Source organism: Variovorax sp. Root411 (genome assembly GCF_001425205.1).
GTDB lineage: Bacteria > Pseudomonadota > Gammaproteobacteria > Burkholderiales > Burkholderiaceae_C > Variovorax.
The window spans coordinates 1-12,238 of sequence record NZ_LMDW01000001.1 but is presented as its reverse complement, the minus strand read 5'-3'; the positions used below and the strand labels follow the sequence as shown (position 1 = coordinate 12,238).

Sequence of the window (12,238 nt, the reverse complement as noted above, 5' to 3'; positions counted from 1 at the left end):
GCCGGAACAGGCGCGCGATTGTATAGAGAACTCGCAGGCGCGGGCGATGTCCTGACGTGCCGGCCAACTCCGTTAGCATCGCCCGGCGTTGCCTGAGGGGGCGGCGCGGGCCAGAGCCTTCGTCCATGTGTTTGCCCATATGGCGGCGGGGCCTATCCGATCATTCGCAAAAAGAAAGCAAGCCTTGAGCAAGAAAGCAGTTTTGGGAGTCCTGGCCGCGGCCATCGCCGTTGCCTACGGCGGCAGCACCTGGTGGGCCGGTTCGCAGATCAAGTCGCGCTACGACATCGCCTTCGACGAGCTGCCCAAGCAGACCGCGCTGGTGCGCGTGGCCGAGCGCAAGTACGAACGCGGGTTCCTCGGCGCCGTCAGCACCGTGACGCTGGAAATCGGCTGTGCGCCCGATGCCGCCGCAGCGGTCGCCAGCAAGCCCGCCGAGGGCGAGGAAGCGGAGGAAGACGACGAGGAAGACGCCGGCATCAAGCCGCCGAAGCAATTGCGCCTCACCATCCGCGACACCATCCACCACGGCCCGCTGGCCGGCGGCACGCTGGCAGCAGCCACCATCGACAGCGAGCTGGTGCTCGATGCCAAGGCGCAGGCCGATGCCGAGAAGTTCTTCGGCAAGGCCAAGCCCCTGAGCGCGCACACCAAGGTCGCCTTCAGCGGCGCCTTCACGGCCGACCTGGCCATCGCGCCGGCCAAGCTGGCCGAAGAAGGCAAGGGCCGGCTCGAATGGCAAGGCGCGCAGGCCCGCGTGGAAGTGAACGCCGCACGCACCCAGGCACACTACGACCTGACCGTGCCCGGCCTGGACTTCAGCGACGCGCGCAGCGGCGTCACCATGAAGATGGGCAAGCTCACCGCCAAGGCCGACATGGACAGCAGCGCCGGCTGGTTCCTGGCCACCGGCAAGAGCGAAGGCCGGCTCGACACCTTCGAGTTCGCCATCAAGAAGAAGGCAGCCGCTGACGGTGCGGCTGCGGCCGAAACACCGAAGGCGCTGCCGACCGTCGTGCTCCAGGGCATCGACCTGCTGGCCGACGCGAGCATCAAGGACGGCCTCTACGCGTCGAGCGGCACCCTCAAGGGCGCCGGCAAGATCGGCGAGACGAAGATCGACAAGTTCGAGCTGACCAGCAGCGCGCGCCGCATCCACGCCGCCGGCTACAAGAAGCTGGCCGACGCCTGGATGCAGTCCGCCGCCGTCAACGGCTGCGGCAAGGGTGGCAGCAAGGCCTCCCAGGCCGCGATGCAGGCGCTGGCCGAGCAATTGGCTCCCGACCTCAAGGCCATGGCCAAGTACGCCCCCGAAGCCGGCCTCGACAAGATGCTGGTCGAGATCGACGGCAAGCGCGGCGAACTCGGCTACACGGTCAGCATGGCCGGCGTGACGGACGAAGACCTGCAACTGCCGGGCACCGCGCTGATGATGAAGCGCGGCGCGCTCAAGGCCCATGCGCGCCTGCCCATGAAGTGGCTGGAGAAGCTGGCCGAAACCGGCGCCGAGAGCGGCCAGACGCCCCCGCCCGAAATGGTGGCGGGCCTGGTCGAGCAAGGCGAGACCATGGGTTTCGTGAAGCGCGACGGCGACGACGTGACCGGTGAGGTCGAGTTCAGCGAGGGCAACCTGAAGGTCAACGGCAAGCCGCTTGGCGCGATGGGCAACGCAGGCCAGTAAGCCGCGGTGTTTCTCCTTCTCCCAGGCGGGGGAAGGAGCGATTCAGGGTCTCAGACCAGGCACTGCTCCAGGCCCTGCTCCAAAATCTCGCGCGGCAGCTCGATGCCGATGAACACCATGCGGCTCTGGCGCGCCTCGTCCTTGCCCCACTCGGGGCCCAGATCGCTGCCCATCAGCTGGTGCACGCCCTGGAAGATCACCTTGCGCTCGGTGCCCTTCATGTTCAGCACGCCCTTGTAGCGCAGCATGCGCGGGCCGTAGATGTTGACGATCGCGCCCAGGAAGTCTTCGAGCTTGGCCGGGTCGAAGGCGCGGTCGGCCTTGTAGACGAAGCTCTTCACGTCGTCGTCGGTGTGATGGTGGTGGCCGTGGCCTTCGTTCTTGTGCGAGGGGTGGTCGCATGCCTCGCCATGCGCGTGGTCATGGTCGTGGTGATCGTCTTCCTCCTTGAGGAAGTCGGGGTCGATGTCCAGCTTGGCGTTCAGGTTGAAGCCGCGCAGGTCGAAGATGTCCTTCAGCGGCACGTCGCCGAAGTGCGCCTTCTGCTGCGGCGCGCGCGGGTTCATGTGCTTCAGGCGGTGAATGAGCGCATCGGTCTCCTCGGCCGACACCAGCTCGCTCTTGCTGATGAAGATCTGGTCGGCAAAACCCACTTGGCGGCGCGCTTCCTGGCGGTCGTTGAGCTGCTGGGGCGCGTGCTTGGCATCCACCAGCGTGAGGATCGAGTCGAGCAGGTAGCTCTCGGCGATCTCGTCGTCCATGAAGAAGGTCTGCGCCACGGGGCCGGGGTCGGCCAGGCCGGTGGTCTCGATCACCACGCGGTCGAAATCGAGCAGGCCCTGGCGCTTCTTGGCGGCCAGCATCTGCAGCGCTTCGCGCAGGTCTTCGCGGATGGTGCAGCAGACGCAGCCGTTGCTCATCTGCACGATCTGTTCCTTCGACTCGGTCACGAGGATGTCGCTGTCGATGTTCTCTTCGCCGAACTCGTTCTCGATGACCGCGATCTTCTGGCCGTGGGCTTCGGTCAGGATGCGTTTGAGCAGCGTGGTCTTGCCCGAGCCGAGAAAGCCGGTAAGGATGGTCGCGGGAATGAGGGCCATGAAGGGAGTGCTCCGGAAGCGGAAAACAGGAAAAAGGGGCGGAAAAAGGCGCGGCCCGGCAGTTTAGCCAATGCCACTGAGTTGCGTTGGTGGCAGGGTCAAGTCGGCTTCAGGCTGGCTTTCGGACCACCACAAGGCCCTTCAGGTACTCCCCTTCCGGGAATTCGATGGTCATCGGATGGTCTGGCGCTGCGCCCAGGCGCTCGGCGATGTAGCCGTCCACGCCCGCGTCGAGCCCCGCCGAGGCCACGATCTTGTGGAACAGGTCGGCGCTGATGCCGCCCGAGCACGAGAAAGTCAGCAGCACGCCGCCCGGCTCCAGCAGCTTGAGCGCCAGGCGGTTGATGTCCTTGTAGGCCCGCGCGGCGCGCTCGGCGTGCGCCACCGTGGGCGCGAACTTGGGCGGGTCGAGCACGATGGCGTCGAAGGTGCGTCCCTGTTCGATGAACTCGCGCAGCACGGTGTTGACATTGGCGTCGAGAAACTCGGTCTTGATGCCGGAGCCCTCTTCCGCGAAGCCATTGAGCGCCAGGTGGCCGCGTGCGCGGTCGAGCGCGGGCTGCGACGAATCGACCGACACCAGCTCCGCGCCTTCGAGCGCGCCCGCGGCCTTCAGCCCCGCCAGCGCCGCAACGGTGAACCCGCCCGTGTAGCAGAAGCAGTTCAGCACGCGCCGGAAGCGCCGATGCTGCGCCAGCTCGGCAAAGCGCTGGCGGCTGTCGCGCTGGTCGAGGTAGAAGCCGGTCTTGTGGCCGGTGGCGATGTCGAGCGACAGCTTCCAGCCATGCTCGCGGATCGTGATTTCGGTGGCGCCCTCGCCGCGCAGCCAGCCAGTGACGGGCTTCAGGCCTTCGCGCTCGCGGCCGCTGGCGTCGGAGCGTTCGTAGAGCTTGCTCAGGCCCGTGGCCTTGAGCAGCGCATCGGCCAGCACGTCCTTCCAGCGCTCGACGCCGGCCGAAAGAAACTGCGCCACCAGCGTGTCGCCGTAACGGTCGACGATCAGCCCCGGCAGGCCATCGGCCTCGCCATGAATCAGCCGCACGCCGTCGCTCTGCAGATCGAACAGGCCGCGGGCATTCACGGCGCGGTCGCACACCGCGGCGAAGAACGCGGCGTCGATGCGCTGCGTTTCGACGAAGCTCCAGGCCCGCGCGCGGATCTTGGAGACCGGGCTGAACGCCGCCCAGGCGAGGAAGGCGCCGTCGTGCGACTCCACGCGCACCGTCTCGCCGGAGTCGGCGCCGCCGCGCGCGATGGCGGATTCGAACACCCAGGGATGGCGGCGCTGCATCGAGCGCTCTTTGCCGGGTTTGAGGCGAAGGGTTTTCATTGTTCGTCGCTTGCTTACTTATTTGTCGTTCTCGGGCCTGGCCTTGGCGCGCGGATGTGCCGCGTCGTAGGCCTTGGCCAGGTGCTGGAAATCCAGCCGTGTATAGACCTGCGTGGTCGCGATGTTGGCGTGGCCCAGCAGCTCCTGCACCGCGCGCAGGTCGCTGCTCGATTGCAGCACGTGGCTGGCGAAGGAGTGGCGCAGCATGTGCGGGTGCACCGGCGCCGCAAGGCCCGCCTTGAGGCTGCGCTCGCGCAGCAGCTTCCACACCGCCTGCGACGACATCCGCAGGCCCTTGGCGCCGATGAAGAGCGCGGCGGCCGCCTGCGGGTCGCGCAGCCGGGCGGTGGTCAGCGCGGCACAGTCGCCGCGCACCGCGAGCCAGTCGCGCACCGCCTCGGCCGCCTTGCCGCCCATCGGCACGATGCGGCGCTTGCTGCCCTTGCCGAGCACGCTGGCCTCGCCCGCGTCGAGGTCGAGCCAGCCGCGCGCCGTGCCGCTCGCCTGTGCGTCGAGCCCCGTGAGCTCGCTCACGCGCAGGCCGCAGCCGTAGAGCACCTCGACGATGGCGCCGTCGCGCGCCTCGGTCCACGGATCGGCCTCGGGGTCGTACAACTCGGCGAGGCGCACCGCATCGTCCACGCCCAGGGCCTTGGGCAGCGGCCGGCCGGCCTTGGGCGCGTGCACGTCCTGCACGGGGTTGAAGCCGATCAGCCCTTCGTTGCCCAGCCAGCGGTAAAAGCTGCGCCAGCAAGACAGCACCAGCGCAATGCCGCGCGGTTCGCGCCCCGCGCTGTGCAATTGCGCCATCCAGCGCCGGATGTGGGCCGTCTGCACGCGGTCCAGCGGCAGCCTCGCCTCTGCTGCGTGGTCGCGCAGGGCCTGCAGGTGAAAGGCATAGAGCTCGACCGTGCGCGCCGCGAGCCGGCGCTCGACGCGCACGTGCTCCAGGTATTTCTCGATCCAGTCCGGCGGAGTGGATGCAGCGACCGGCTCAGAAGAGGTAGCCATGGCCGGCATTGTTGATGATGGCCGCCGGCTCGCGCAATGCGCCCTTGGAGAACGGTCCGAGCGCCCGCCAGCACGACGTGGGCGCCGCCGCGTACTGCACGTCGAAGCTCTGGTCGAAACCGCTCATCTTCACGAGCCGCTCGACGCGCCACAGGTGATACGGCTCCGACACGATCACCACGCTGCGCACGCCGGCCGCCAGCAGCAGCGGGCGCGACAGCGAAAGATTCAGCCGCGTGGAAGTCGACGCCGGCTCCAGCAATATCGGCCCGGCAAAGCCCGCCGCCACGGCGTGCTCCTGCATCGCCGTGGCCTCCGTGCGGCCGTCTTCGGAATCGACGCCGCCCGAAAAAACCAGCTGCCTGACCACGCCGTCATGCGCCATCGCCAATGCCGTATCGACCCGGCCGGTGAGGCACGGGTGCGGCTTCCCGTCGAGATAGGCGCGGCTGCCGAGCACCAGTGCCGCGTCGGCCGGCCGCTGCGGCGGATGCGCCAGCAGCTCTTCGGCATGCGACCAGATGAACGCTCCGATGGCCGCATACGCCAGCGCCACGGCCAGCAGCGCGCCGGCCAGCGCGACCTGCCAGGGCCGCCGCAACCAGCGCGGGCGTTTCAAGGACGCAGCCGCGAAAGCCCGCCCGACGCCAGCTCGGCGATGCGCTCGAGAAAGTCGGTGCCCATCTCGGCGTTGAAGCGCTGCGCGTCGGGCGACGCCAGCACCAGCAGGCCGAAGGCCGGCGATTCAGCGTCGGGGCGCAGCGGAATCAGCGCAATCGACATCGCCGCCTGCGGCTCGGGCAGCCAGTTGGCCGCCTCGAAGCCCGAATTGAGCCCGCAGTATGGCGAAGTCAGCGAAGTGGCCAGCGCCTTCACGTCGTCGCTCACCCACTGGGCATAGGCCTCGTTGAGGTATTCGCTGCCGCAATCCCACACCTTGATGGCCGTCTGCGGCACCAGGAACAGCGACTGCAGGTCGACCGCGATGCTGTACGGCAGGCTGCGCGGATCGCGCGTGGTCAGCAGGCCCTTGGTCCAGCGCTGCAGGCGGTCGGCGATGACCACGTTCTCGGTGCCGTGGCGCACCATGTCCATCAGGCGGTGCTCCAGCGCCTTGATCTTCTCGCGCAGCATCTCCGCCTGGCGCTCCTGCAGGCTCACGGCGCGGTTGCCGTGCGGGCTGGTGAGCTGCACCTGCGCCAGCAGCTGGGCATGGCGCTCGAAGAAGTCGGGCGTGTTCGCCAGGTAGTTCGCGATGTCGTCTTCGGTGATCGGATTCATGGCGTTTTTGGCGTCGTTGTTGTTCGTGAAGTGGGTCATGGCAGCTCAGGCACCTCGATATCGCCTTCGAAGACCGTGGTGGCCGGCCCGGTCATCAGCACCGGCTGGCCTTCTCCCTGCCACTCGATCGTGAGGATGCCGCCGTGCGTCTGCACGTCGACCCGGCGCTCCAGCAGCCCGAGGCGGATGCCCGCCACCACCGCCGCGCAGGCGCCCGTGCCGCAGGCCAGCGTTTCGCCGGCGCCGCGCTCGAACACCCGCAGCTTGATGTTGGAGCGGTCAACCACCTGCATGAAGCCCGCATTCACCCGCTGCGGAAAGCGCGGATGGTGCTCGATCTGCGGCCCCTGCTCGGCCACCGGGGCCGTATCGACGTTGTCGACCACCTGCACCGCATGAGGATTGCCCATCGACAGCACCGCTACCGAAACGATAGCGCTGCCCGCACGCGTGCCGAGCGCAAGATGCCACTTGTGCCATGCACCGTCATGCAGCGGGTCGAGCCCGGCAGTGTCGAAGGGAACGCGTTCGAGTTCGAAGACGGGGGCACCCATGTCGACCGTCACGCGGCCGTCCGCGCCCATGCGCGGCTCGATGACGCCGGCCAGCGTCTGCACGCGCACTTCGGTCTTCTCGGTCAGCTTGTGTTCGCTGACGAAGCGCATGAAGCAGCGCGCGCCATTGCCGCACTGCTCCACTTCGCCGCCGTCGGCGTTGTGAATGACGTATTGGAAGTCGATGCCTTCCGCGGGCGAGGGCCGCACGGTGAGGATCTGGTCGGCGCCGACGCCGAAGTGGCGGTCGGCCAGGAATCGGTACTGCGCGGCGCTGAGGCCCAGCGTGCCGCGCGTTTCGTCCAGCACGACGAAATCGTTGCCGGCTCCCTGCATTTTGGTAAAGCGGATTCGCATCCTCGGATTATCCGCCGCTGGCTTGGCGCAGCTTGTCCAATGCCCGATCGAGAAACGCCAGCCGGTCCTGCCCCCAGAAGCGCTCCCCGTTCAGGATGAAGGTCGGTGCGCCAAACACGCCCGCCTCCACCGCCGCCGCGCTGTTGGCACGATAGGCCGCCAGCGTCTCGGCCGCCTGCTCCAGCGCCTGCAGCGAGGCGCCGTCATAGCCGCTTTCGTCGGCCACCGCGATGCGCACTTCCGCCTGCGAGGTGTCGCGCTCCTCGGCCCACAGCGCACGCAGCAGCGCGTGCGACAGCGGCTGCGCGTCGAGCCCCTGCAGCTGCGCGGCAATCACCATCCAGCCCGGGTACTTGTTCCAGTTCGGGTCGCTCGGCGCGCCCTTGGGGTAGTGTGCGGGCGCCAGGTTCAGCGGCATGCCGAGGTAGTCGCTCCAGCGCGCCAGCTCGAGCGCGTGATACGTGCGGCGCGGCTCCGGCCGGGTCTTCAGCGGAATGCCGCCGGTCTGCGGCACCACGGCCTGGAAGTCGTAAGGCTTGAGCGTGAGCCGCACGTGGTGGCGGCGCACGATGTCCTGCAGTTGCGGGCCGCCGAGGTAGGCCCAGGGGGAGGAGAGGCTGTAGTAGCAGTCGAGCGCGATCATGTTTCGATTATCTGCAGCGCATGGGCGGTGCCGTCGCGCGCTCTACCCTTTTCTCCTTGGGGTCGGGGCGCTGGATGTAGTGCGGGCTGTCGCCGTGCCAGAGCCTGTGACTCCTGCCGAGCCTCGGTGCTCTGCGTGCTCTCGAACGCCGGTGTGTCGCCCTCCCAGCGGAACAGGGTGGTGGCGGAATCACCGGCTTCGGTGTAGCGTAAGCGGGCAGCCTGCGCTAAGGCGCCACCGTCCCTGGACTTGAGATGACGATTGTTTAATTCATGCCTAGGGGAAAACGCAGTCTTGCAAAGGGATATAGCCCGTGCCCGATGCGAACGCAACGGTGCACGTAGCTTTGAATGCAGTACCCGATGGCAGGGCCGCCATTTTTTCTGCGGTAGCGGCATCGCGGGCAACCATACGAGCCAGTTCGTTTTCCGACCCGGCAACGCCCACTTTGAGCAAAATACCGCCATTCGCGCTATCTGGCCCTCTTTTGAAGCTGTTGGTCGGTCCGCCGATCACTACGCCGGAAAATGCGACCCTCTTATTGAATTCTGGCAGATCCATGGTCGAATAACCTGCCTTTACATATCTTTGGTGTAGTTTGCCGAGATTAATTTCCCTGGATGCGGCCTCTCCAGCAAAACTGGCATTAGTTGCCAAGAGCAATATCGTCAATATGAGTCGTTGCATTGAATTCCCTGATTTTTGATAAGTGCAGCAAGCTGAAAATTGTCGCTGCTCGAGATGCGTGAAATCTAAATATAATAATTCTTGCGCCGCAAGAATGTATTCAAATTAATTTGAAGATGATTAAATCCTTTGTGTTTTACTCCCAGTAGAGGCTGTAAATAAATACTTTGGCTCCGGAATTTGATATCTTTGATTTCTGAAATCGTAGTTCTTCGGATTGCTTCCCTTTGCTTTATTCCAAAGTAATTTTCCACCACACTTCGTTGGATCGTTTCCAAACCTCCATTAACCGGCGGCTTGCTGTGAGCGAGGAATTTCTGCTAGATCTCTGGCGCCATTTAACGCTTGGCGGCGATTTCGGCATCTGGGCGTTGATGCATCGAGTTAAGAATTGAATTTATTCAACTCTTCAATAGTTCCATCCCAATTTGGCGGTGTTTTTTTTCCGCTCCTTACGTTTTTAACAAAAGTGCAGCCTATTATCTTCTGATTTTCTTCGGAGACGCAAAATCCAACCCACGCTGGCGTCCGAATTTCTTGAACATCCAAAACACTTTCCTTATCAATTTCCTCAAGTCGCTTAATTAGATCATCTAGTCCCACGGCTTGGATTTTTGCGCGCGCCGTGCTAATTTTTTTAATTGAAAACTCATTTTTCAATGAAAGGGCGGTTGCTTTGCGAGAAAAATTCGCTAGCGCATTTGAATTTTCATCAACTTCCAAGAAAATGGCACCCCACTCTTCTTTCGGTTGATTTAGAAAAAACTCTTTAAGCTCAAGCAAGTGAATCATGGTTTGTGAACTCCAAGACCGGAACGACGGCCCTTAAGTAGGACTTCGGACTCTCCCCAGGCATCGTCAGAAAATTCCCACGACCAGCAATCCCCAGCTTTGGGGGCTCCTAGTGGGGCGCTCATTAGGACGCCGCCGGGCCCATCTTTATTTGCGTGATACCGAGCAATCTCCTTATCACGAGACCAGGAGGTGTATTGACTTTCTCCAGAATATCCACCTTCATTGTGCTGGGCAACTGATGCGCCTCCGGAAGAAAGAGCAGGAGTAGCGATACCTTTTTTTGCATCGGCCAAGGCTGGATGATTTGCAGCAACTCCGCGATACAAATGGCCGGATTCTGGACAGGGGGTGCAACATTTTTTACCCGCAGATGCACGTCTCTGTTGGCGTCTTTGCGCCGAATTCCCGCTTAATCCGAGTGGATCAACCCATTCCGTTGTATTGATCGCATATACATGTGTGTTGTGACCTCCAAGCAACCCGATTGGATCGCTCGAGACGAACCGTCCGCTCTGCGGGTCGTAGTACCGATACCGGTTGTAGTGCAACCCAGTCTCTTCATCCCAATACTGCCCCTGGAACCGAACCGGATTCCTGAACCCCGCTTTCCTGCCCGCCTCGCTGATCGCCTGCTTGGCTTCACCCCACGCCTTGTAGCTCGCCGACCAGGCAATGCGCCCCTCATGGTCCGTCAGTTCCTGCGGCGTGCCCAAATGGTCGCACTGGTAAAACGCGATCTCCTCCTTCGCGAAGGCCTCCGGCGTTCTCTGCTGCTGCCCGTTCCATAGCGGGTCCTGCTCGATGTCGTAGCGCCCGCCGTTGCCGGCCATCAGCGCCTTCACGTCCGTCGTCTCGCTCAGTTCGACAGCATGNCTGCCCGTTCCATAGCGGGTCCTGCTCGATGTCGTAGCGCCCGCCGTTGCCGGCCATCAGCGCCTTCACGTCCGTCGTCTCGCTCAGTTCGACAGCATGRGCCTGCCGGATCTGCAACAGCGGCACGAACGAGCCGGGCTCGTGGATGTCACGAACGAGCCGGGCTCGTGGATGTAGTGCACGCTGTCGCCGCGCCASGCCCACTCCTGCTGCCCCTCGGTGCTCTGCGTGCTCTCGAAGGCCAGCGCGTCTACACCCCAGTCGAACAGAGTGGTCGCCTGCAAATGCGACCCTATCTCCTGTCCTACCAGGACGTGATCTTGCAAATTTCCCTGTCTGTTTGGTGAATTTTAGGATCTCCGGCATAAACGTCTAAAACTATACCGTGCTTCAAGTCATCCAGAACCAGCGCAACGTAATCCATTGGAATTCCTCTGTCTCTTATTAATTCAAGAAACAGCAACAGACATTGCGGCTTCGCCTTTATTATTGGATATTGCGTGTAAACAAATCCACTTCTTGGCGAAAGGCCAGGAAGGACCAAAAAGCACCCCTTATCTTGACCTGACGCAAATTCAACAACACGATTCAAGAGCTGAAACATCTCTTGAACCTCAAATCCATCCTTCAGATCCGCAACCCTTTTTATTTCCCCAAGAAGACGTGACGAATCTGGGAAGCGAATCATTTCAAAAGAAAATCTTGAGCTACCAAGAAGCTCGTCAAGTTTTCTTTTCTGAAGGAAAAAAAATCTCTCCTCTTGCGCCTCCGTTAAATTGAAAGTCATTATTTTGCATTCCGCTCTTGCTACCGTTTTATAGAGGCGACACTCAAAGCCCGGGAAAATTTTATTTTATTCTTGAATTTCAAAGAGCTTGCCTGAAGCGCAAAAGAAGCCTGAAAATCAACTCATCTCGGCGCGCATTTAATTCATTTTTTAAAAAAGATTCATCACCCGAAAAACTAAAAATCTCCTCATCCTCCCGCCCCTCTTTATTCATTATCTCTGCAACAACAAGATAGTCTTCCCCTTTGTTTTTGCTCAATTGGATTATCAAATCGAGTTCCTGCGGGTAGAAACTTGCGTAACCATAAAACACTCTTCCGTTATCATTCACCCCAGAATTGGATCCTGTCACGTCGCCTGCCTCCAAGAAATAACCCTCTATCTCTTTGAGGTATTTTTCTAGAAAATATTTCATAAGCGGTTACTTTTTGCCTTTTGATCGAATGCCGCCGAGCAGACCTTCTGTATACGAATTTGGCTTTCCAGTGCCGCGAGTAGCCGCCCAAGACTTGAGATTTTCATCATTTGGATCATTCGCCGGCCTTATAGTGACATGTCCGTCGGCCTTATCGTGTATTACATCCAACCCGCAAGAGCATGCGTGTGCGATGTCTATTTCAACGTATTTTCCAGAATCCAATCCTTCAATACTTGTAGCGGCAGAGAGCCCTGGGGGTCGACTTCCTTTTCTAACATCGTCCACACCTGGGCGCGGAGTCATGCTATCCGCGGTTCCAGAGGCACTTCTATAAACACTTCCGATTTTAAGTGGCTTAGGTTGAAATCCGCTTAATCCCAGCGGATCAATCCACGCAATTGAGCTGGGAGCATATGTATGCAAATTTATGCCACCCCAAAGTCCAATCGGATCTTTGGAGACAAACCTCCCGCTCTGCGGGTCGTAGTACCGATGCCGGTTGTAGTGCAGCCCCGTCTCCTCATCCCAATACTGCCCCTGGAACCGAATCGGATTCCTGAACCCCGCCTTCCTGCCCGCCTCGCTGATCGCCTGCTTGGCTTCACCCCACGCCTTGTAGCTGGCCGACCAGGCAATGCGCCCCTCATGGTCCGTCAGCTCCTGCGGCGTGCCCAAATGGTCGCACTGGTAGAACGCGATCTCTTCCTTCGCGAAGGCCTCC

13 protein-coding genes and 1 pseudogene are annotated in these 12,238 nt (G+C 61.9%); 2 read left to right on the top strand and 12 right to left on the bottom strand.

The window, feature by feature from the left end; all coding sequences use genetic code 11:
- Positions 1 to 184 precede the first annotated feature (184 nt).
- A complete protein-coding gene (locus ASC92_RS00045) occupies positions 185 to 1,681 on the top strand; it encodes a YdgA family protein (protein ID WP_235505625.1) in 1,497 nt (498 codons plus the stop codon).
- Positions 1,682 to 1,731: 50 nt separating this feature from the next.
- On the opposite strand, the gene ASC92_RS00040 is transcribed toward ASC92_RS00045, so the two are convergent.
- From ASC92_RS00040 to ASC92_RS28990, 10 genes and pseudogenes are all read right to left on the bottom strand, one after another.
- A complete protein-coding gene (locus tag ASC92_RS00040) occupies positions 1,732 to 2,781 on the bottom strand; it encodes a CobW family GTP-binding protein (RefSeq protein ID WP_056508862.1) in 1,050 nt (349 codons plus the stop codon).
- Between the two features lie 109 nt (positions 2,782 to 2,890).
- The gene (locus ASC92_RS00035; RefSeq protein ID WP_056508859.1) at positions 2,891 to 4,111 is read right to left on the bottom strand and encodes a class I SAM-dependent rRNA methyltransferase; all 1,221 of its coding nucleotides are present in this window, start codon (positions 4,109 to 4,111) and stop codon (positions 2,891 to 2,893) included.
- An 18-nt stretch (positions 4,112 to 4,129) separates the two neighbouring features.
- Positions 4,130 to 5,122 carry a tyrosine recombinase XerC gene (locus tag ASC92_RS00030; protein WP_056511675.1) on the bottom strand — a complete coding sequence of 331 codons (993 nt, stop codon included), beginning with the start codon at positions 5,120 to 5,122 and terminating at the stop codon, positions 4,130 to 4,132.
- The gene (locus ASC92_RS00025; protein ID WP_056508856.1) at positions 5,106 to 5,741 is read right to left on the bottom strand and encodes a YdcF family protein; all 636 of its coding nucleotides are present in this window, start codon (positions 5,739 to 5,741) and stop codon (positions 5,106 to 5,108) included. Before ASC92_RS00025 ends, ASC92_RS00030 begins: the two co-directional genes overlap by 17 nt.
- Positions 5,738 to 6,442: a DUF484 family protein gene (locus ASC92_RS00020; RefSeq protein WP_007838428.1), complete on the bottom strand. Its 705-nt coding sequence runs from the start codon at positions 6,440 to 6,442 to the stop codon at positions 5,738 to 5,740. Before ASC92_RS00020 ends, ASC92_RS00025 begins: the two co-directional genes overlap by 4 nt.
- Complete coding sequence (dapF, locus tag ASC92_RS00015) at positions 6,439 to 7,314, bottom strand: diaminopimelate epimerase (protein ID WP_056508853.1); 876 nt, start codon at positions 7,312 to 7,314, stop codon at positions 6,439 to 6,441. Before dapF ends, ASC92_RS00020 begins: the two co-directional genes overlap by 4 nt.
- 7 nt (positions 7,315 to 7,321) lie before the next feature.
- On the bottom strand, positions 7,322 to 7,957 hold the full coding sequence (locus tag ASC92_RS00010; RefSeq protein ID WP_056508851.1) for a 2-hydroxychromene-2-carboxylate isomerase: 636 nt from the start codon (positions 7,955 to 7,957) through the stop codon (positions 7,322 to 7,324).
- Between the two features lie 276 nt (positions 7,958 to 8,233).
- The gene (locus ASC92_RS28445; RefSeq protein ID WP_157608953.1) at positions 8,234 to 8,644 is read right to left on the bottom strand and encodes a hypothetical protein; all 411 of its coding nucleotides are present in this window, start codon (positions 8,642 to 8,644) and stop codon (positions 8,234 to 8,236) included.
- 384 nt (positions 8,645 to 9,028) lie between these two features.
- Complete coding sequence (locus tag ASC92_RS28440; protein ID WP_157608952.1) at positions 9,029 to 9,436, bottom strand: hypothetical protein; 408 nt, start codon at positions 9,434 to 9,436, stop codon at positions 9,029 to 9,031.
- A gap of 410 nt (positions 9,437 to 9,846) precedes the next feature.
- Positions 9,847 to 10,311, bottom strand: a pseudogene (locus ASC92_RS28990) (RHS repeat-associated core domain-containing protein); the annotation flags it as partial.
- Between the two features lie 424 nt (positions 10,312 to 10,735).
- Between ASC92_RS28990 and ASC92_RS28425 the strand changes: the two are divergent.
- Complete coding sequence (locus ASC92_RS28425; RefSeq protein WP_157608951.1) at positions 10,736 to 11,092, top strand: hypothetical protein; 357 nt, start codon at positions 10,736 to 10,738, stop codon at positions 11,090 to 11,092.
- An 86-nt stretch (positions 11,093 to 11,178) separates the two neighbouring features.
- On the opposite strand, the gene ASC92_RS28420 is transcribed toward ASC92_RS28425, so the two are convergent.
- Entirely contained in the window at positions 11,179 to 11,514 is a 336-nt protein-coding gene (locus tag ASC92_RS28420; RefSeq protein ID WP_157608950.1) for a hypothetical protein, read from the bottom strand.
- A gap of 6 nt (positions 11,515 to 11,520) precedes the next feature.
- The coding region (locus ASC92_RS29155) for an RHS repeat domain-containing protein (protein WP_235505624.1) at positions 11,521 to 12,238 on the bottom strand (718 nt) is incomplete at its 5' end.